Annotated in this window: 21 protein-coding genes; 2 read left to right on the plus strand and 19 right to left on the minus strand. The window is 60.5% G+C overall.

Annotated features, from left to right (window positions below; translation table 11 throughout):
• Positions 1 to 76 precede the first annotated feature (76 nt).
• Both JOE27_RS01455 and JOE27_RS01460 read left to right on the plus strand, forming a co-directional pair.
• Positions 77 to 1,408 carry an MFS transporter gene (locus JOE27_RS01455; protein ID WP_174141685.1) on the plus strand — a complete coding sequence of 444 codons (1,332 nt, stop codon included), beginning with the start codon at positions 77 to 79 and terminating at the stop codon, positions 1,406 to 1,408.
• Positions 1,409 to 1,417: 9 nt separating this feature from the next.
• The gene (locus tag JOE27_RS01460) at positions 1,418 to 2,374 is read left to right on the plus strand and encodes a D-glycerate dehydrogenase (protein ID WP_012313890.1); all 957 of its coding nucleotides are present in this window, start codon (positions 1,418 to 1,420) and stop codon (positions 2,372 to 2,374) included.
• 74 nt (positions 2,375 to 2,448) lie between these two features.
• Here JOE27_RS01460 and JOE27_RS01465 read toward each other — a convergent pair whose 3' ends face one another.
• The 19 genes from JOE27_RS01465 to JOE27_RS01555 form a co-directional block, all read right to left on the minus strand.
• The gene (locus JOE27_RS01465) at positions 2,449 to 3,612 is read right to left on the minus strand and encodes an AAA family ATPase (RefSeq protein WP_115275238.1); all 1,164 of its coding nucleotides are present in this window, start codon (positions 3,610 to 3,612) and stop codon (positions 2,449 to 2,451) included.
• Between the two features lie 112 nt (positions 3,613 to 3,724).
• Entirely contained in the window at positions 3,725 to 3,994 is a 270-nt protein-coding gene (locus tag JOE27_RS01470) for a DUF3077 domain-containing protein (protein WP_115275237.1), read from the minus strand.
• A 167-nt stretch (positions 3,995 to 4,161) separates the two neighbouring features.
• Positions 4,162 to 4,347 carry a hypothetical protein gene (locus tag JOE27_RS01475; RefSeq protein ID WP_174141687.1) on the minus strand — a complete coding sequence of 62 codons (186 nt, stop codon included), beginning with the start codon at positions 4,345 to 4,347 and terminating at the stop codon, positions 4,162 to 4,164.
• A 577-nt stretch (positions 4,348 to 4,924) separates the two neighbouring features.
• On the minus strand, positions 4,925 to 5,137 hold the full coding sequence (locus JOE27_RS01480) for a DUF3077 domain-containing protein (protein ID WP_204917640.1): 213 nt from the start codon (positions 5,135 to 5,137) through the stop codon (positions 4,925 to 4,927).
• A gap of 115 nt (positions 5,138 to 5,252) precedes the next feature.
• Complete coding sequence (locus tag JOE27_RS01485) at positions 5,253 to 5,522, minus strand: DUF3077 domain-containing protein (RefSeq protein WP_115275235.1); 270 nt, start codon at positions 5,520 to 5,522, stop codon at positions 5,253 to 5,255.
• A 167-nt stretch (positions 5,523 to 5,689) separates the two neighbouring features.
• The gene (locus tag JOE27_RS01490) at positions 5,690 to 5,932 is read right to left on the minus strand and encodes a hypothetical protein (protein WP_115275234.1); all 243 of its coding nucleotides are present in this window, start codon (positions 5,930 to 5,932) and stop codon (positions 5,690 to 5,692) included.
• Between the two features lie 535 nt (positions 5,933 to 6,467).
• Positions 6,468 to 7,010 carry an AAA family ATPase gene (locus tag JOE27_RS01495; protein WP_115275233.1) on the minus strand — a complete coding sequence of 181 codons (543 nt, stop codon included), beginning with the start codon at positions 7,008 to 7,010 and terminating at the stop codon, positions 6,468 to 6,470.
• A 974-nt stretch (positions 7,011 to 7,984) separates the two neighbouring features.
• Positions 7,985 to 8,860 (minus strand): alpha/beta hydrolase, encoded by an 876-nt coding sequence (locus JOE27_RS01500; protein ID WP_115275232.1) that lies wholly within the window; start codon positions 8,858 to 8,860, stop codon positions 7,985 to 7,987.
• A 157-nt stretch (positions 8,861 to 9,017) separates the two neighbouring features.
• Positions 9,018 to 10,361 carry an OprD family outer membrane porin gene (locus JOE27_RS01505; RefSeq protein WP_177010665.1) on the minus strand — a complete coding sequence of 448 codons (1,344 nt, stop codon included), beginning with the start codon at positions 10,359 to 10,361 and terminating at the stop codon, positions 9,018 to 9,020.
• An 84-nt stretch (positions 10,362 to 10,445) separates the two neighbouring features.
• Positions 10,446 to 11,375: an alpha/beta hydrolase gene (locus JOE27_RS01510; protein ID WP_115275230.1), complete on the minus strand. Its 930-nt coding sequence runs from the start codon at positions 11,373 to 11,375 to the stop codon at positions 10,446 to 10,448.
• A 67-nt stretch (positions 11,376 to 11,442) separates the two neighbouring features.
• On the minus strand, positions 11,443 to 12,462 hold the full coding sequence (gene dmpG / locus JOE27_RS01515; RefSeq protein WP_115275229.1) for a 4-hydroxy-2-oxovalerate aldolase: 1,020 nt from the start codon (positions 12,460 to 12,462) through the stop codon (positions 11,443 to 11,445).
• Positions 12,463 to 12,464: 2 nt separating this feature from the next.
• Entirely contained in the window at positions 12,465 to 13,412 is a 948-nt protein-coding gene (locus JOE27_RS01520) for an acetaldehyde dehydrogenase (acetylating) (RefSeq protein ID WP_204917643.1), read from the minus strand.
• A gap of 64 nt (positions 13,413 to 13,476) precedes the next feature.
• Complete coding sequence (locus JOE27_RS01525) at positions 13,477 to 13,908, minus strand: RidA family protein (RefSeq protein WP_012313899.1); 432 nt, start codon at positions 13,906 to 13,908, stop codon at positions 13,477 to 13,479.
• Positions 13,909 to 13,911: 3 nt separating this feature from the next.
• On the minus strand, positions 13,912 to 14,682 hold the full coding sequence (locus tag JOE27_RS01530; protein ID WP_039601368.1) for a fumarylacetoacetate hydrolase family protein: 771 nt from the start codon (positions 14,680 to 14,682) through the stop codon (positions 13,912 to 13,914).
• A 10-nt stretch (positions 14,683 to 14,692) separates the two neighbouring features.
• On the minus strand, positions 14,693 to 15,475 hold the full coding sequence (locus tag JOE27_RS01535; protein ID WP_115275227.1) for a fumarylacetoacetate hydrolase family protein: 783 nt from the start codon (positions 15,473 to 15,475) through the stop codon (positions 14,693 to 14,695).
• A complete protein-coding gene (locus JOE27_RS01540) occupies positions 15,472 to 16,944 on the minus strand; it encodes a 2-hydroxymuconic semialdehyde dehydrogenase (RefSeq protein WP_204917645.1) in 1,473 nt (490 codons plus the stop codon). Before JOE27_RS01540 ends, JOE27_RS01535 begins: the two co-directional genes overlap by 4 nt.
• Positions 16,945 to 17,168: 224 nt before the next feature.
• Complete coding sequence (locus JOE27_RS01545; protein WP_204917647.1) at positions 17,169 to 17,987, minus strand: tRNA U-34 5-methylaminomethyl-2-thiouridine biosynthesis protein; 819 nt, start codon at positions 17,985 to 17,987, stop codon at positions 17,169 to 17,171.
• 38 nt (positions 17,988 to 18,025) lie between these two features.
• Positions 18,026 to 18,943 (minus strand): tRNA U-34 5-methylaminomethyl-2-thiouridine biosynthesis protein, encoded by a 918-nt coding sequence (locus tag JOE27_RS01550; RefSeq protein WP_046787098.1) that lies wholly within the window; start codon positions 18,941 to 18,943, stop codon positions 18,026 to 18,028.
• Positions 18,944 to 18,971: 28 nt separating this feature from the next.
• Positions 18,972 to 19,400 carry a RidA family protein gene (locus JOE27_RS01555; RefSeq protein ID WP_204917649.1) on the minus strand — a complete coding sequence of 143 codons (429 nt, stop codon included), beginning with the start codon at positions 19,398 to 19,400 and terminating at the stop codon, positions 18,972 to 18,974.
• Positions 19,401 to 19,503 lie beyond the last annotated feature (103 nt).

Below are 19,503 nucleotides of genomic sequence, written 5' to 3' on the forward strand. Positions count from 1 at the left end.
GCGCTGTATACCCGCCGGGCTATGCCCCGGCGGGCTTTCGACCGACACCGTAAAACAACAAAAAGAGGTTGCAGCCATGCCGAGTCGTTCCCTGCCCGCCGACCAGGTCGCGTGGGAGTCACTGGATAGTCGTCTGTTTCGCAAGATCAGCTGGCGCATTGTGCCGTTGTTCATCGTGTGTTTCCTGTTCGCCTACCTAGACCGGGTCAATATCAGCTTCGCCAAGCTGCAGATGCAAAGCGCGCTGGGTTTCAGTGACGCTGTGTACGGGTTGGGTGCGAGCCTGTTCTTCGTCGGCTACTTCCTGTTCGAGGTACCGAGCAACGTGCTGCTGCACCGCATCGGCGCACGTATCTGGATTGCCCGCATCATGATCAGTTGGGGTTTGACCTCGGCGGCAATGATGTTCGTCACCAGCGAAACCTGGTTCTACGTACTGCGTTTTCTGATCGGTGTCATGGAAGCCGGCTTCGTGCCCGGCGTGCTGTACTTCTTCACCCAGTGGTACCCCAGCGACCGCCGTGCGCGCATCAACGCCTATTTCAAGAGCTCGATCTGCCTATGCGGCATCGTTGGCGGTCCGTTGGCCGGGTTTATCCTCGGCCACTTCGACGGGGTAAACGGCCTGGCCGGGTGGCAGTGGCTGTTCCTACTCGAAGGCCTGCCATCGGTGCTGCTCGGCCTACTGGTACTGTGGCTGGTCACTGATCGCATCGAAGATGCCCGGTGGCTTGACGGCGAAGAGAAACGCTACCTGCGAGAGCGTCTGGACGCCGAGCCCAAGCCCAGCGGTGGCAGCTCGATCAGGGCGATTCTGCGTGAGCCCGCTTCGCTGGCGCTGTCGGCGATCTATCTGTGCCTGGTCATGGCGCTGACCGGGTTACTGTTCTGGATGCCCCAGTTGATTCGCAACGCTGGGGTGGACGATGCACTGGATATCGGCCTGCTGACCATGATCCCGTACCTGTTGGCAGTGGTGGGCAACCTGCTGATCGGCCGCAGCTCCGACCTGCGCGGCGAGCGCCGCTGGCACATGGCGGGTTGCGCAGCCATGACTACCGTTGGCTATGCCTTGTGTGCCGGTTTCAACGCCCAGCTGTTGGTACTGATGCTGGGCATGAGCCTTGTCATGACCGGGATCATCGCCTGGATGCCGATCTTCTGGACCTTACCGCCGAAATACCTGGCCGGGTTGGCCGCAGCGGCGGGTATCGCGTTGATCAACTCGATCGGCCAGCTCGGCGGCATCATTGCGCCTTACATGGTGGGCAAGGTCCGCGATGTCAGCGGCTCGGCGACGCCCGCATTGTGGCTGCTGACGGCGGTCAGCCTGCTGGCGGTGGTGCTGATTGTCTGGGCCGTGCCACGCCGCTTGTATGCGGTTCAACCTGAATCGCGCACCCACTGAGGAGGTTGCATGCAACGTGTCGTTTCTTTCGGGCCTATTTCCAGCGCCGAGGTGCTGGCCGACCTCGAACAGCGTTACCACTTCCGGCGTTTCGACCAGCCGTTGGCTGACCGCGACGGCTTCCTTGCGGCCTTGGCCACTGCCGACGGACTGATCGGCAGTACATTACCGCTGGATGCTGAGCTGCTCGACCACGCGCCTTCGCTCAAGGTGATTGCCAGCGTGTCTGCTGGCTTCGACAACTACCCCTTGGGCTATCTGCGCGACCGCGGCATCTGTTTGACCAATACCCCCGATGCGGTGACCGAAACCACCGCCGATACCGGGTTCATGCTGCTGATGATGGCCGCGCGACGCGCATGCGAGCTGGCGCAACTGGTGCGTGACGGCGGCTGGACTCAGGGCATCGATGCCTCGCGCTTCGGCATGGATGTACACGGCAAGACCTTGGGCATCGTCGGCCTTGGCCGGATTGGTGCGGCCGTGGCCAGGCGCGCGCACTTTGGTTTTGGCATGCCGGTGCTGTACAGCGGCAACAGCGCCAAGCCCGAGTATGAAGCGGAGTTTGCGGCAAGGCGTGTGCCGCTGATGCAGTTGCTGGGCGAGGCGGACTTCGTCTGCGTCTGCGTGCCGCTGAGTGCGGCCACCCATCACCTGTTCGGCCGCGCGCAGTTCGCCGCTATGCGCGCCGATGCCGTGTTCGTCAACATTGCCCGTGGCGCGGTGGTCGACGAGCGCGCGCTGCTAAAGGCGCTGGCCGAAGGGCAGATCCGCGCGGCTGGGCTGGATGTGTTCGAGCTAGAGCCGTTGCCCGCGAGTTCGCCATTGCTGGCCTTGCCCCAGGTGGTTGCCTTGCCGCACATTGGTTCCGCCACCGTCGAGGCACGTGCGTTGATGGCGCGTACCGCAGCGGCCGAACTGGCGGCGGTGCTCGAAGGTAGGGCACCAAGGCATCCAGTGCGATAGGGAGCGCGCAGGAGCGGCCAGCTCCTGCGTTGCACGCCTTGGCATTCGGGGCTTGAGGCTGGGTGCCGTCGTGGTCAGTCAACCCACCGCCACAGCGGTTCATCCAGCAACCCAACCCCGCGTAGCTGTGTCTGCCCCTGAACCTTCTCCAGCTCCAGCACATTGCACCCGTCACACGCCGACAGCGCCTCAATCAGCGGCGCACTGTGCGACACCACCCAAACCTGGCTCCGCCTCGAAGCGCGAATGATCAACCGCGCCAGCGCAGGCAGCAGGTCGGCATGCAAGCTGGTTTCCGGCTCGTTAAGCACCATCAGTGACGGCGGACGTGGCGTCAGCAGCGCAGCCATCAACAACAGATAACGCAACGTACCATCCGACAATTCACCCCCACCCAGCGGGCGCAACAGCCCATGCTGATGCAGCCGCACGCTGAACAGCCCACCCGGCGGCGCATCAATCTCCAAGCGGCTACCGGGAAACGCGTCATCCAGTGCCGCTATCAGGTCTTCAACCTCGCCAATCTCGATGATGGTCTGCAACGCCGAGGCAAGGTTACGCCCGTCATGATGCAGCACCGGCGAGCGCGTCCCCAGCTGCGGTTGGCGGCAGGGTGCGTCGCGGTCGATGCGGAAGTGATCGTAGAAGCGCCAGCTGTTGATGAACGCCCGCAGCTCACCAATCTCCGGCGCCTGTCGTGGCCGGCCCACGATGTTGAAAAAGCTCTCGCAGCTGTCGGCATGTTGATCGAGCACCGTCCAACCATTGCCTTCCCGCGCACGAACCATGGCGTTCTTGCGCTCAACCAATAAGGACGATGGGCGATAAGCCCCAGCGCCCCAGATGGCTTCGCACTTGATCTCGGGGTCGAGCATGAATGCGGTGGGATAGGGCAGGGGTATCGGCAAGCCCAGCGAGATGGCAAAGCCGAAATCCTCGGTGGCGAAGCCCAGCCGCAGGCGTTTGGCCTCGCTCGGATGCTGGCCTTGTATGGGCACTTCACCGCGCTTCATGCGCGCACTCATCTCTGGCCCGGCCCACCAGGTCGAATCCAGCCCGCCTTCGCGGGCAAGCGCTTCGATCACACCGCCCTGGGCGGTCTCGGCGAGCAGGCGCAGGGCTTTGTACAGATTGGATTTGCCGCTGCCGTTGGCGCCGGTCACCAGGTTGAGTTGGCTTAAAGGCAACACAAGGTGGTTGATGGAGCGGTAGTTGCCGATGGCGAGGGTGGTGAGCATGCGGTGCGTCCCAGGTTTAACTCAGTGCCTGATTGTGGGCGAACTGCACGTGCCTTACTACCGTTCAGCACGGTTTCGGGAGGGCGGAGTGGGCCTGCAGGTAGGGGTGTGTTCACGGGGTTTTCATCATGCCCAGCTCGGCATCATCGAGCAGGGCCTTGGCCAGGGCGCGGAGGTAGTGCGAGGCCCACAGCAGCTGGGGTTTGTCTTCCATCAGGCCGTCGATGGTCAGGTCGCGGGCATAGCCCATCAGTTCCGAGGCCTGTTCGCGGGCGCTTTGGCAAGGGATGCCGGGCTCGATGCGGAACAGGGGGTGGGTCTGGTTTTCACCTTGGTAGAAGGTGGTTTTGCCGACGGTGAATGCGGTTTCTTCGGTGGCCATTTTTTGATCTCCCTGAAGGTGTAGCTGCCTGGGCGGGCCCCATCGCCGGCAAGCCGGACTCCCACAGGTTTCACCGGGCGTCTGAGGGGCGTCTACAACCTCAGGGGCGGTGCTGTGCGAGAGAGCTAGCCCGTGAAAGAGCCAGGCCAGGCAGATCATGATGAGGATTAATGCAGCGTCTGCGGGTCGGCTGGCTTTTGTATTTGGGCCAGTGCTGACTCGAGCAATTTGCGCAGGGCATCGAGCTCGTGCATCGAGGTCATGATCATCACGGACACGGGTGATTTCGGCTGCATCAACATCGCGTGTTGGGCAACGACTTCGGGGCAGAGCGCGTAGTCGGCAGCCATCATCAGCGTGTCTTCGAGGGAGTGGAGAACGTGGGGTGGATCGGGACGATCTTCAACATGGTGTGGCTCCTGTCGTAGTGGAGCAACCACTAACCGCGGCTAAACGAATGGGTGGCAGCTGTACGCGGGTTAGCCGACCGGGACGTCAGGCACCCGGCGCACCCGAAGGTGCCCCACGCACAGCCGCCATAACGGCGCTAATGCCGATTGCTCGGTATTGCACGGCTGTAGTGTCCGACGATTTTTGGGCGGCTAACCCAGTCGTTGAGTGACAACGACGTGCCGAGACTAAAGTCCACTTTTGCGTGCGCAACGGAAAACAGGCGGCGGCAGTATCTTTGGGAAATGCCCTACAAGAAAGCGGTTAAATCTGATTTTTCAGCTGCTCGATGTAACTGCTTGTAACCTGTTGGCAGTCAACATTTAGCTCGCAGAAACTGAGCGTTGCCCAACGGCTCGAGCAAACCGTGACGCGTAACCCTGCATACAGCACTGACCACGGCCCGCAACGAGGCTTGGAGAGAGTCAGGCGAGCTTTTCTCGAACCGATTACCGCTCAACACGGCCACGGAGAAGGGGATTACTCGTCCTCAAGCTGATCCAGCAGCACACGCACCATCGTATTGAGGTGGTGGGACGCTACGACCATTCGGTGATCACCCAGCATGATGCCCGTGTGGTTGAGATAACGAGCGCACTCCATCAGTTTCGACGCTTGTTCCTTGGCTTGCAGAGTGGGTACGTCCGGCGCGGCAGTGAACAGGGTTTGGGGTGTGATTGGGTCTTTTGGCACTGAGCTGTTCTCCTGGCGGTCAGCGGAGGGCTGAGGTTGCTGGGGCCGCTAGGCGGCCCTTTCGCGACACAAGGCCGCTCCGGGGGGCGGAGTGGGCCTGCAGGTAGGGGTGTGTTCACGGGGTTTTCATCATGCCCAGCTCGGCATCGTCGAGCAGGGCCTTGGCCAGGGCGCAGAGGTAGTGCGAGGCCCACAGCAGCTGGGGTTTGTCTTCCATCAGGCCGTCGATGGTCAGGTCGCGGGCATAGCCCATCAGTTCCGAGGCCTGTTCGCGGGCGCTTTGGCAAGGGATGCCGGGCTCGATGCGGAACAGGGGATGGGTCTGGTTTTCGCCTTGGTAGAAGGTGGTTTTGCCGACGGTGAATGCGGTTTGTTCGGTAGCCATCGTTTGATCTCCCTGAAGGTGTAGCTGCCTGGGCTGGCCCTATCGCCGGCAAGCCGGACTCCCACAAGTTTCACCGGGCGTCTGAGGGTCGTCTACAACCTCAGGGGCGGTGTTGTGCGAGAGAGCTAGCCCGTGAAAGAGCCAGGCCAGGCAGATCATGATGAGGATTAATGCAGCGTCTGCGGGTCGGCCGGTTTCTGTATTTGGGCCAGTGCTGACTCGAGCAATTTGCGCAGGGCATCGAGCTCGTGCATCGAGGTCATGATCATCAAGGACACGGGTGATTTCGGCTGCATCAACATCGCCTGTTGGGCGACGACTTCGGCGCAGAGCGCGTAGTCGGCAGCCATCATCAGCGTGTCTTCGAGGGAGTGGGGATTGTGAGGCGGATCGGGGACGATCTTGAGCATGATGAAACTCCAACGTCGAACGGTGGAGCTACCACGGCCTTGCTGTCAAACAATGAGGTGGCAGCTGTACGCGGGTTGACAGACCGAGACGTTGGCACTCGGCGCACCAGAGGGTGCCCGCACGTACAGCCACCATAACAGTGTGCACATGTGGACAACGAAGACGGTCTGTCAAAACCGGTCGCTGAATTGGCAGCGACCGGCCGAGACTAGAATCCACATTGGCCATGTGCAACGAAAAATGGTCGGCGGCAGTATCTTTGGGAAATGCCCTACAGGAAAGGGGTTTAATCTGATTTTTTCGGCCGTTCGCTGTAACTGCTTGTAACGAGCAGACAGTCAAGCATGACCACTGCGGTCAGGTCATGCCAGTCCTTGTGTGATAGCTGCAGCTGCGTCTGGGCAGCCACATCGAGCGGGGAGGATAGGGCATGGGCTACAAAAGCAAAGTGTGTGCTTTGACAGCCCGCACGCACGATCACCAAGCGCTACGGCTCTGCGTAAGTGATACCCATCGAGTATGGGTTCTCGCGGCTCAAACTCCACTGATCATCGAGCCAGGTTCGCGCCGGGCTGCTGGCAGCCTTTCGAGAAACGCCCTGATTTCTCGCTTCCCTCGCAAGTGAAGCGTAGGCACCTGTGCCCCGAGCTTAAGGCGAACTGCTTCGATACCAGGTCGGTAATTCCGGTCGAACGTCCACACGAACTTGAGAAATTCCAGGTCGAACCTTTCCTCACAACCTTCCGCACGATCAGGCCGTGGCTGGTTGCGAAGCAGGCGTAACAGCACCCGAATGAAACAGGTGAGCCTGGGCGTGTCGAGCCAGATGATCAGGTCCGCTCGCGGCAAACGCAGGTCGAAGGTGCGGCGCGCATAGTTGCCTTCACACACCCAGCCGTCACCAGCTACGGCATCGCGTACACGGTCACGGAACTGTTCGGCGTCAGGTTCCGCCCAGCCGGGCTCCCAGAAGAGTTTGTCCAAGTGAACGACGGAAAGCTCCAGGTGTTCTCCCAAGGCGCGGGCAAGGGTGGACTTGCCGCTGCCGCCGTTGCCCAGAATGACGATTCGTTGCATGGTGACTTCCTGTCGTAGGCGAAGAACGATTGTATGGTGGTGGTTGAGCAACACCAAGGGTAATGGATGGCAATCAGCCATTGACAGCCTTCCATTCGCTAACTTTCGTCTTGGTAGAGCGTGGTTTTGCCCACGGTGAATGCGGTTTCTTCGATCGGGTCCCGGGAAGTTGTAGTTGCCTGGGCTGGCCCTATCGCCGGCAAGCCGGGCTCCCACAGATTTTATCGGGCGCCTGAGGTCGTCTACAACCTCAGGGGCGGTGCTGTGCGAGAGAGCTAGCCCGTGAAAGAGCCAGGCCAGGCAGATCATGACGAGGATTAATGCAGCGTCTGCGGGTCGGCCGGTTTCTGTATTTGGGCCAGTGCTGAGCCTGTAGGGCAACGACTTCGGCGCAGAGCGCGTAGTCGGCAGCCATCATCAACGCGTCTTCGAGGGAGTGCGGATTGTGAGGCGGATCGGGAACGATCTTGAGCATGATCAAACTCCAACGTCGAACGCTGGAGCTACCACGGCAATGCCGTCAAGCAATTGGGGTGGCAGCTGTACGCGGGTTGACGGACCGAGACGTTGGCACTCGGCGCACCAGAGGGTGCCCGCACGTACAGCCACCATAACTAGTGTGCACATGTGGACAACGAAGACGGTCTGTCAAAACCGGTCGCTGAATTGGCAGCGACCGGCCGAGACTAGAATCCACATTGGCCATGTGCAACGAAAAATGGGCGGCGGCAGTATCTTTGGGAAATGCGCTACAGGAAAGGGGTTGAATCTGATTTTTCGGCCGTTCGATGTAACAGCTTGTATCGCGCTGGCAGTCAAAATTCACGGCTGTGTGGCGTGAAAAATGACCACCGCGGCGGGCTTCCTGTTGTGGTGTCTTTTGACGTGGATTGGCTTCCTGAAAGTACGGGCGCCAATGTTGGCCCTATCGCCGGAAAGCCGAATCCCGCAGGGGTCACCAAGCTGAGTACTGCCTACAAACCCAGCCATCGAATGATCCGCTGAAACATTGGTCCGCTTCCTGCGGCCAGATCGTCGAGGATATTGAAATGGTCCAGATCCAGGGCCAGCAGCTCCACCGGCATGCCCCGCTCGATGCAGGCTTGGGCATAGTCGATGGTCTGGCGACGGAACTCGGCTGTCTCACGAAGCCCGTAGGGCAGCATCAGAGGTGCCAGTTTCCGGGGAATGTGCAGGATCGGGCTCAGAGCCTCGGCCGACTGCCAGGTAAAATCCAGCGTCCTGGCCAGAAAGGTGTGCGGCAGCGGGCGCAGGTCATACACCCCGCTGACCGCAATGGCGCCCAAGTAGGGCTGTGCGGGCAAGCCATAGTCGCCGACCCAGTCGGTAGCCAGCAGCTCGACCACGCCATGGGCGCCTGCCGAATGGCCGACCACGACGATGCGCTCACGGTCGATGCCGAACCGTTCGGCGTTGCGCCACAGGAAGCTGAACGCCGCGCGGTGCTGGCGTACGATCTCGGCGATGGCGACCTTCGGCGCCAAGGTGTAATTCTCCACAACCGTGACCACGCCTTGCGCGGCCAGGCCCTTGGCGACGTAGCTCCACTCCTTGCTGGTGGTCGCTCGCCAGTAGCCGCCATGGACAAAGAAGACCGCCGGGCGCAGGGCCTCGGTGACGCCCTGTGGCGGGAAGAACACATCGAAAGTCTCGTCCAGGGTCGGGCCGTAGGGCACGTCCAACTGGTTGGGCAGTTCGGCGCGCACGGCCTGGCTTTGCGCGATGAACTCCCGCACATAGCCGTCGAAATCCGTCACCGAGGCCTCGATGTCGTATTGCTCGTCGAGTTGGGCGGTGGTGGTGAAGTCGTTGTAAAGAAAGGTTGTCATGCAGGCATGCTCCAGGCACGAACTCTCGGAGGCCAGCCCCTTGGTAAGGGGCCCGCCAGGGTCACGGAAATACCCGCTTGAGCCTGTACGCGCCGCTTTAGGCGCGTACAGGCCCTGCGCAAGATAACGCCAGCGAGCAATAGGGCAGCGTTATCACTTAGAAAATAGAAAAGGGCATTCTGAGAATAACCCTCAGCTCATCAAAGTTACCCTCGGCCTGGTGGCTGCTTGCGCGGTGCCAAGCGTAACCTGCAAGAATACTTCCACCCTTTAATTCGCCAGATTGAAATGTGTAACTCCCTAAAAGGCCGGTTTCGTTATGGCGTTCGTTGTCCTGAAGCAGCGAAGCCGTGTAAACCCCCTTTGGGCCCCCGTCATAGCCCGTTCCATCAATACCCCAGCCCCGGGTGTGCCAGAGTATGCTTTTAAATCCAGGAACGCCGTAAGCAGCCCAGTCATTTATATATTTGACCTGAAAGGAGGTTTCGTTCGGGCCGTTAAAGTAAGAAACCATGGTGTTCGGTAGCTCAATGGCATTTGACTCTTTCACGAAGTCAAAGAATTCATCACCCACAATTTTCTGAAGGCCGAATTCCACTGAGTGGTTCTTGAAGCGCGGGGTGATGGCCAGACCAAATGCCTGCTGATCGATATGGCCAGCTTCTTCCTTTCCGCTTGATTTCGTATTGTACATCGATAGCTTCACCGATGTGGTGAGCCCTTTCGATTGGAATGTCTGTGCCAGGCCAAAATATTGCCTGTCCCAAATATCCTGAATGCGCGAAATATAAACACTGGTTTTCAAGCCGTTCGCGCTAGTGTGGTCCCCGCCAAAATAAGCGGTCCAATCACTGGTGACCGGGCGCATGGCGTATTGCAGTCCGATGTCTTCGGTGCCTGCAGCATAACGTGGCGCCATTTTTGAGAAGTAACCAGACTTTAACACCAGGCCATCAAAGGATGAGCTTTCAACCGACAGCCCGTCGAAAGAGGCAGGAACAGTACGAGTATCCGAAAAATTCATGACAGGCGTGGCCACCTGATGACGGCCGATTTTTACGTCGGTCTCGGCGGCTCGCAACTTGACTGCGGCAACGCCCAAGCGACTCCATGTAGGTTGTACATCGCCATCGCTGTTCACCAGCATTCTGTTACTACCCCCCGCAGCGTCACCCGTGTCGCGTTCTAACGCGACGACAGAATAGGCAGCAAGGTCCAGTCCTACCCCCACGGGCCACGAGGTGTAGCCGGACTCGAATCCCAATTTGAAACCTTGCTGCCAGGCCACTCGGTCATGCGAAACCTGCGGGCCTTCGTCCGTTTTATACCGATATACGGTGTTGCGTCTCCCGATTTCCTTGGAATACCACTGGCGGGTATCAAGTGTAAGAGAGCTTCCCTCGAAGAAACCGCTTTTCGCCTCGGCCAGTGCTTCAAAGCAACAAACCACTCCAGGTAAAAAGCATGACATGGCGACCACGTTTTTTATGCGGACAGACATAGAGGTAGCCCTCGATTGTTATTGTTTGGAAAGGCAGGGGAGGTGGTTATCCCGGCGTGCGATTGCGCCGGGCTAATGCTTTTTTTATTGGGCGAGTTCGGTCGTGTATTCGATGATCTTTTTTGTCACTTCGCCATTGGATGTGTCTACGGGCACAAAATGATTGGAAGAACACAGGGCATCATACTTCGAGTTGGCTCCAGCGGCGGTGGCACGCTTCACGTAATCAAGAACGGACGGGAAGCGGTCGCTTTGGTTTGTAATGAAAACCTGCGGTACCTTTATGATTGGCATCTGGGTGGGCGATACTTCCTGAAGTCGCGCCTGCAACTCCTTTCCCTGAACGTGGCCTAGCACTTTCGGCTGTATGTCTTTGCCGCGAGGGAGTTGAGCATGCCATGCCAGGTCAACAACCCCGTCCAGCACCAGCACGCCGCTGATCGACAAAGGGTTTTTCACATAGAGCTCAGACTGCGCCTTTAACAGATTTCGCCCAGCCAACCATAAAGCGTAATGCCCCCCCGAAGAATGGCCGAGTGTCACGGTTCTTCTGAGATTCAAGGGGTATTTTTTGGCCAGTTCGCGTAAATGATCAGCAGCCCCCGCAACGGATTTGAAGGAGTTGGGCCATTCGCCATAGCTGCCTACCCGGCTGTATTCGATGTTCCACGTTGCAAAACCCGCCTTGGTCAGCATATCAGCGACTGGCGCCATGTAATCCAGGCCTACATCAGCGCTCCAACGCCCGCCATGGACAACAATCACCACGGGGAAGGGCCCTTCGCCCTGCGGCAAACGAAGGTCCCCAAAGTTGTCCAAGCCTTTTCCATAAAACTCACGGTGGACGTCACCCATCACCGCAGGTGCACGCTTTACCGTATCTTGGAACAGCGACCATTCCTCCTGCGGGGCAGGTACAGGCAGTGGGCTTTTACAAACAATATTATGTTCTGCCGCGCTGATATTCATGGCGACAGAAGCCAGCAACAAAGAAATAGCGGTCTTGTTAATCATTATAAGCCTTTCCTGTCATGCGCATTGATGTTCACAAGTTCATTGAATTTTTGCCAAGTGGCAGTGTTCATCCTTGATTGAGCAAATCCAGGGCGACATCGACGATCATGTCTTCCTGGCCACCGATCATGCGGCGCTTGCCCAGTTCAACCAGAATGTCGAAAGTCGACAGGCCGTATTTGGCCGCGGCCGCCTCGGCATGGCGCAGGAAACTTGAATAGACCCCTGCATAACCCAAGGCCAGCGTTTCCCGGTCTACCCGCACCACCCGTTCCTGCAGGGGACGGACAATGTCTTCAGCGGCATCGATCAGCTTTTTCACGTCGCAGCCGTGGTTCAGGCCCATGCGCTCGGCGGCGGCGGCGAATACCTCGAGCGGTGCGTTGCCGGCCCCGGCGCCCATGCCGGTCAGGCTGGCATCGACGCGATCGCAGCCGTGCTCCAGGGCGACCAGGCTGTTAGCCACGCCCAGGCTGAGGTTGTGGTGGGCGTGCATGCCGGTCTGCGTCGCTGGGTCAAGCACGTCCTTCAAGGCCTTGAAGCGCTCGGCGATGTCCCACATGTTCATCGCGCCACCGGAATCCACAACGTAGATGCATTGTGCACCGTAGCTTTCCATCAGTTTGCCCTGCCTGGCGAGGCCAGCCGGGGTCTGCATGTGGCTCATCATCAAGAAGCCCACGGTGTCCATGCCCAGGGACCGGGCGTATTCGATGTGTTGGCGCGAGACATCGGCCTCGGTGCAGTGGGTGGCCACGCGCACGATCCGCGCGCCAGCATCGTAGGCGGCCTTGAGGTCGTGCACAGTGCCAATGCCCGGTAGCAGCAACGTGGCGATGCGGGCGCGCTGCACCACTGCGGCTACCGCGGCGATCCACTCAAGGTCGGTATGGGCACCGAAGCCGTAATTGAAGCTCGAACCCTGCAGGCCATCGCCATGGGCGACCTCAATGCTGTCGACGCCGGCTTGGTCCAGGGCCTGAGCGATGCACGCGACCTGTTCCAGGCTGTAGCGGTGACGCACGGCATGCATACCGTCGCGCAGGGTCACGTCTGAGATATGGATCTTTTTGTTCGTGTCGATCATCTTCACAACCCCTGATCAGTGAACTGCGCCTGGGCGATACGTTCAGCGACGGTCAGCGCCGCGCTGGTCATGATGTCCAGATTGCCGGCGTAGGCCGGCAGGTAGTGCCCGGCACCTTCCACTTCGAGATACACCGCGACTTTGATGCCGGTGCTCCAGCCAAGGCCAGGGATGTTCTGCCGGTTGTTCTCGGTGAAGTGCTCGAACTGAACGTGTTGTTTGAGGCGGTAACCCGGCACGTAGCGGTTAACCTCGGCCACGCGCTGCTCGACCGCGTCTACGATGGCTTGGGTGTCGGCGTCCAACGGCACGAAGCAATACACCGTGTCGCGCATGATCAATGGCGGCTCGGCCGGGTTGAGCACGATGATCGCCTTGCCGCGCGCCGCGCCGCCGACCTCGACGATGGCGCGTGAGGTGGTCTCGGTGAATTCGTCGATGTTGGCACGGGTGCCGGGGCCGGCCGACTTACTGGAGATTGCCGCGACGATCTCGGCATAATGCACCGGCGCCACGCCCGCCACCGCATGCACGATCGGGATGGTCGCCTGGCCGCCGCAGGTGACCATGTTCAGGTTCGGCTCGTGGGCGTACTCGGCGAAGTTCACCACCGGGACGACATACGGGCCGACGGCTGCAGGGGTGAGGTCGATGATGCGTACCCCATGGGCACGCAGCTTGCTGTCATGCACCTTGTGCGCCCCAGCGGAGGTGGCATCGAAGGCGATGCGGATTTCCTTGAAATTGGGCAGCGCGAGCAGCCCGTCGATCCCGCCTGCGGTGGTGGGTACACCGAGGCGCTCAGCGCGGGCCAAACCGTCTGAGGCCGGGTCGATACCCACCATGGCTCCCACCTCAAGCGTATCGGAGCAGCGAAGGATCTTGATCATCAGGTCGGTGCCAATGTTGCCAGAGCCGATGATCGCTACCGGTATGCGAGCAGATGACATCTGTTCTTCTCCTTTGCAGTGCAGACAACCGTATCGGGTGATATCTGCACATCTACGAGTTGGTTCAGCGCAGCGGCTTGTAGGCCACAGCCTTGATTTCGATGACCAGATGCGGGTGCGGCAGCTGGTGCACGGCGACGGTGGTGCGGGTCGGACCGTCGGCATCGAAAAACTGCCCGTACACTTGGTTGTATTGGGAGAAGTCGTTCATGTTGACCAGATAACTGCACACTTCCACTACGTCCTCCAGGTCGGCACCGACACTGCGCAGGATGTCGCGGATGTTGTTCAGCACCTCGCGGGTCTGTGCTTCGATGCATGGGCGTATGCGCCCAGAGGCGTCCGGCTCTGCACCGGCGATGCTGTTGTCCGGGCGCCGCGAGCTGGTGCCAGAGACGAACAGGAAGTCACCGGCACGCTTGACGTGGGGGAAGGCCCCAAGCGGTGTGGCTTTGCCGTCTACTACCCGGGCGTGGGTCTGCGATTTGTCGCTCATGGCTTATTCCTCGCGCAGCGTTTCAAACGCTACGCTTCCCAAGTCCTGAAATTCGCAGCGCACCGCTACGCCTGGGCGAAGCGCCACGGCCGCCGTCGCCGCACCGGCCAGTACCAGGCTGCCGGGCTCGAGCGCCTCGCCTTGTTGCGCCGCCAGGCGCGCTGCTGCTACCAGTGCGCGTACCGGCGCGCCGAGGATCGCCGCCGTGCTGCCCATCTCTACCGCGCGGCCATCGAAACTCATCACAAGCCCCAGGTTGCCCAGGTCAGTGTCCGGGCGCTGCCAGCCGCCGACCACGAAGCCGGACGATGAGGCGTTGTCGGCCACCACGGCGGGCAGCGAGAACTTGAAGTTGCAATAGCGCGAGTCGATCACCTCCAGTGCCGGCGCTACCGCTTCCACAGCGGCCAGGGCCTGCAGCGGCGTAACGTGCCCTTCAAGGCGCTTGCCCAGCAAGAAACACACCTCTGGTTCGACGCGCGGGTGCACGTAGCGAGACAGGTCGATGCTGCCCCCTTCCTCGATCCACATATCTGAGGTCAGCCGCCCCCAGATCAGGTCGGACACGCCCATCTGCGCCATCTTGGCGCGGCTGGTAAAGCCCATTTTGACGCCCACCTGGCGCGCCCCACGGGCCAGGCGCTTCTCGATCAGCAGGCGTTGAACCGCATAAGCCTCTTCCAGGGTCACGGTATCTTCGCCGCCTAATTGCAACGTGGCCTGGGCGTACAGGGCGGCATCGTCGAGGCGCTTGGCAATACGTTCAATTTTCATGCAGATCACCTCAGCTAGCGGAATCGAAACAGGCCCGGACACTGCCCAAACCTTGGATACGTGCCTCGAAAACATCACCGGGCGCAACGCTTACCATTGGCCCCAATGCACCGCTGAGCACCACGTCGCCGGCCCGCAGCGGGGTGCCCGCCTCGACCAGGGTACGGGCCAGCCAGAGTGCAGCATTGAGCGGGTGGCCAAGGCACGCGGCCCCTACGCCGAATGAAACCGGCTCGCCTCGGCGCTCCATGACCATGCCGGCCAGGCGCAGGTCCAGATCACCGAGCTTCACTGGCCGCTGGCCGAGCACGTACAGCCCTGCCGAGGCGTTATCGGCGATGGTGTCGAGGATGCTGATGTTCCAGTCGGCGATGCGGCTGCCGACCACTTCTATGGCCGGCAACACATAGGCGGTAGCCGCCAGCAGGTCGCTGAGCACGATCTGCTCGCGGTCCAGGTCGTGTTCCAGTACCAGCGCCACCTCAGCCTCACATTTGGCCTGCATGAGGCGGGGCCAGGCGATCGTCTCGCCGTCGCTGACTTCCATGCTATCGAGCAGTGTGCCGAAGTCAGGCTGATTCACACCCAGCTGCTGCTGCACCGAGTGCGAGGTCAGACCGATCTTGCGCCCGGTGATACGTCGCCCGGCACTCACCTGGCGTTGGGTATTGAGCTGCTGCACCTTGTAGGCGTCGGCGATGGCATCAAGCTGATCGCGCACCGGCGACACCGGTTCACCACTTCTTGCCGCTTGGTCGAGCAGGTCGGCCACCTGTTGATGTCGTTCGGTCATTGTTCGCTCTCCTGGTCAATGCGCACGCAGACGTTGGTCAGTTCCGAATAGAAATTCAGCGAATGCATGCCGCCCTCGCGGCCGATACCGGACAAGCCGGCGCCACCGAACGGCGTGCGCAGGTCGCGCAGGAACCAGGTGTTCACCCAGCTGATGCCCACCCGCATGGCTTCGCTGACGCGGTGCGCGCGGCTCAGGTTGCTGGTCCATACCGTCGCGGCCAGGCCGTAGCGGGTGTCGTTGGCGCGGGCGATGACTTCGCGCTCGCTGTCGAACGGGGAAATGTGGCAGATGGGCCCGAAGATCTCCTCGCGCACGCAGCGCGCATCATCCGGCAGGCCCGTAATTACCGTCGGCTCGACCCATGCGCCGTTGTCGCGCGCGTCACCAAAGCGTGGCACGCCGCCACCGGCAATGAAGGTCGCGCCTTCCTGGCGGGCCAGTTCGAAGTAGCTCAGCACCTTGTCGCGGTGTTTGGACGAGATCAGCGGCCCCATCTGGGTCGCGGCTTCGTGAGGCCAGTCAACCTTCATTGTCTTGATGCGCTCTGCAAGGGCAGTGCAGAAGCGCTCGAACAGCGGGCGTTCGACATACACCCGCTCAGAGCACAGGCAGACCTGCCCGCTGTTGAGGAACAGCGCGCGCATCATGCCGTCGATCATCTTGTCGAAGTCGCAGTCGGCGAAGATGATCGCCGCGTTCTTGCCACCGAGCTCGAACGACACCGGCTTAACCCCTTCGGCGGCGGCGCGCATGATGGTGGTGCCGGTACGCGATTCGCCGGTGAAGGTGATGGCGCTGATGTCCGGATGGCGCGAAATGAATTCGCCCGCCGAATTCGGGCCGAAGCCATGTACCAGGTTGAACACACCATCCGGTACGCCGGCGGCTTGCATCACCTCGGCCAGTAGTGTTGCGGTGCCAGGGGTGTCTTCCGAAGGTTTGACCACCACGGCGTTGCCACAGGCCAGTGCGGGCGCAACCTTCCACGTCAGCAACAGCAGCGGCAGGTTCCAGGGCGAGATCACCCCGACCACACCCAAGGGCTTGCGGGCTGCGTAGTTGAGCGCGTAGGCGCCATCTGGCAGGTCCAGGCGATGGCTGTCCAGCGGTGCGGTAGCGAGTATGTCTGCGAAGGTGCGGAAGTTGGCGATGCCACGCGGCACGTCGATCACGGAGGCCATGGACAACGGCTTACCAGTGTCGGCCATCTCGGCGGCAAGGAAGTCCGCCTGGCGGCGTTCCATTTCGTCCGCAATTTTGCGCAGCACGGCCACACGGTTGGCCGCAGTGGTACGGCCCCAGGCGCCGGCAACGGCACGATGCCCGGCTTTGACCGCTTCGTCCACAAGGTCCCCGTCAGCCTCATGGACCAGGGCTACCAGGGAGCCGTCGACCGGGCTGATATCTTCGAAGGTATTTGGGCTCTCGACCCAACGACCATTTACGTAATTGCGATAGTGTTTCATGACTGACCTCGATGACACGGCTGACAGCGAGCTGTGGCGGGCTCGCGTGATTGCTGCAGGCCAGGCCCGGCGAATCGCGGGCGCAGGCGAGCGCTGCTTGCGTTGCTCGGGCAACGCAAACGGTCCTGGGTGAATGGTTCGATCAGTACGCTTGACGGCCGTGGCTACCGCCGGGTCGGCGCACTTGGCAGGGCAGCGCTAGCGGCTGCGCTGCTGCATACAAGTCAACAGGGGTAAAACTGCACCACGGCGGCACCACTGCCATACAACGCGCCGTAGTGATGAACCTTGGCTCCCTGGAAGCGCCCGCCTAGCGCACCGAGCAGCCAATGGAAATGCTTGAAGCCCATATCGACTCGGGCCTGTGCAGCGTAGGTGGGCAGCGCCTCCCGCAGCCCATCGACGTCACCGGTCTCAATCAGCGCCAGCACCTGACGATTCCAGGCATCTTCCTCGGTGTGTACAATGCGGTCGTCGCAGGGGTCGATTGGCTTGGTGAACAGGCTGCCGGACAAGCCGCCAACCCCGACCACTGCCACACGCTTGTCCTGCTCGGCAGCGCAGGCCACGGCGATCGCCGCCAGTTTTTCGGTGGCTTGGGCGTTGTCATAGAGATTGTTGGACGCCACCACCAGTGGCAGCCCTTCAGTGCCCACACCCAGTGCGGTGCTAGCGACGATCGTGCCAGTGTCAATCGGGAAGCCTTGGTAGTCAGCGCCACGGGCATTCACGCCTTGGGCACGGCATGCTTCGATGCAGGCGTTGGCCAGCGTCACATCGCTGTAAAGGTCATAGGGCAGCTCACCGAATTCGTGCCAGTTTTCGTCGACGTGAATGTCTTGGCTGCGTCGACGGGTCAGCCAGATTTCATCCAGCACTGCGAACCACTGGGTGGAGTAGACAAGCACCACGTCCGGCTCAGAGGCCTTCAACGCGACGCCTGCCTGTTGCATTGCACGCTGAAAACGCTGCCAGTTGGGCACGTCGGGGCACAGCTGGGGCAGTGGGCTGCCAGGAACCAGGAAGGCCGATACAACAGTCATGGTCGTTTCACCTGAGAAATAAGACGGGATTGAAGCGTTCAGATGGCTTGAGTCGCGGCACGAGCGAGGCCGGCCTTGACGAGGTTCCACTCCATCACCGCGTTGCCGGTGCCGATCACCGTCCCGTAGCCGTGCAGTTGCGCCGCCAATTCCGGGTACTGCATGGCTGCGTGCATCCAGGTGAACGCGCCGGACTTCAGTTCGGCGAAGGCCTCGTCAATGAACTGCGGCAGCAGGCGGAACACTTCTTTCATCTCCCCGCGGCGCATGAGGTCAATCATGCGCATGTCCCACTGGTAACCCAGCTGGCTCTGAGGATGCTCCTTGGTCATGTCTTCCGGTGGCTCTGGCTCTTGGTGGAAGTGCCAATGCGACAGGGTATTGGAGGCCAGCAGCACCGCACGTTTGCCAGACTTGATGATTGCTTCGCGAGTGGCCTTGCCCAGTAGATCCATCTCCACCTGGCCTTCTTCCATGCTCAGGTAATACGGCGTGTTGTTGGCCGAAACCGATACCACCGGGATGTCCCACTGCGGGCGGATCATGTGCAGCGTGGTGATAGTGCCGTAGTCGACGCGAAATCGCGGGTTGCGCATCATCTTGGTCTGCAGGCCCACCTTGCGACCTTCTTCGCAGCAAGCCTCGGCCAGTTCCACATCGAACTTTATCGAGTAGTCGAAGCGGAACAGGTTGGGGAATATGGGGTCGACCGAGCGGCCGGCCAGGTGCTCGACCCCAATGAAGTGGTGTCCCACAGAGGTAATCCAGTGTGGCGAATGCACCAACAGCACATCCGGCTTGAGCGCCTCGACACTCGCGCGCGCCCGTTCGTAGGCCCAGCGCAATTGTTCCCAGCCCCCCTTGGCACGCGGCTCGTTCTGCACAGGGTTCTCTGCATAGAGGATATGGGGTGGGTGGGGGGCCAGAAACCCGCTGATAATTTCACCGTTTGCCATGTGGCTTCTCCTGGTTTTATTGTTTGTATCAGGGCAGTGAAGGATCGACCGCGAATTGGAATTCCATCTCGACCAGCGCACCCAGCGGAAGCGCCGTTACCCCTACACTGGTACGTGCAGGTGGGGTCGCACCCTGGAAGAACGCCTCCCAGTGCTGATTGATCAGGCCGAATTGGCCAAAGTCGGCGCAGTAGATCCGCGCCAGCATCAATTGCTCCAGGGCTATTCCCAATTCATCGCACAGGCCTTTGAGGTTGGCCAGGATCTGCCTAACTTCTGCGGCCATGCCGCCAACCACCAGGCCGCCATGGGCTGGGTCGAGCCCAACCATGCCAGAAACGTGGATGAAGCCACCTGCCGATACCACGGGGCTATAAGCAAAATGCGGTGCGGGTAGCGTCCGGCTGATCAGGGGGGTCCACGCGCTATTTGTTGCCGCAGAGGTCGAGGAAGACATTTTTTGTTCTCTTTAAGTACGTATACGTCCTAAACGAGATAAATCCTATGGCTGGAAAGAGATGCTGTCAATCGATTTGTAGGACAATTCTCCGGCTAAAATC

Origin of the sequence: Pseudomonas sp. M5 (assembly GCF_016907075.1) — a bacterium.
Lineage (GTDB): Bacteria > Pseudomonadota > Gammaproteobacteria > Pseudomonadales > Pseudomonadaceae > Aquipseudomonas > Aquipseudomonas putida_E.